The sequence below is a fragment of the Neisseria sp. P0021.S007 genome, assembly GCF_051956855.1.
Genome location: NZ_JBQCXA010000948.1, coordinates 1 through 562 on the forward strand (window position 1 = coordinate 1; position 562 = coordinate 562).

Consider the following 562-nt stretch of genomic DNA (forward strand, 5'->3'; position numbering starts at 1 on the left):
TTTTTTGTTTGGTTTGGGTTGTGTGTGGGTGCGTCGTCGGGGATGTTTGTGTCTTTGTTGTGGTTTTTGTTGTGTTGTTTTTGTTTGCTGTTTTGTGTATCGGTGGCGGGTGTTTGATGTTTGTGCTGATGATTGGTTTTGGTGTCGGTTGGGTGGGTGTGGTGGGTGTGTTGTTTGTGGTTGTGGTTGGTTTTGTTTTGGGGGGGTGTTGTGGTGTGTGTGTGGGTGTTGTGGGTGTGGTGGTTGTGGTTGTGTTGTTGTTGTTTTGTTTGGTTGTGGTGGTGTTGGTGTTGGTGTTGTTGTTTTTGGGTGGTTTTTTGGGTTTGTTGGGTGTGGTGGTTTTGGTTTTGGTGTTTTTGGTGGGTGGTGTTGTTTTGGTTGTGGTGGGTTTGGTGTGGGTGGTGGTGGGTGTTTGTTGGATTCTGGTTTTTTTTTGGGTTGGTTGCGTTGTCAGGGTGCGCAGGTTCTGTTGGTGTGTGGGGGTTTTGGTTGTGGTTTTTTGTGTGGGTGTGTTTTTTGGGTGTTGGGTGGTTGTGGTTTTTGTGTTGTTGTTGTTTTTGGC

Annotated in this window: 1 protein-coding gene; it reads right to left on the reverse strand. The window is 46.8% G+C overall.

The annotated features are described in order from the left end of the window. On the reverse strand, window positions 1-562 hold a 562-nt coding region (locus ACTHUR_RS16885; protein ID WP_440399842.1), incomplete at both ends, for a hypothetical protein.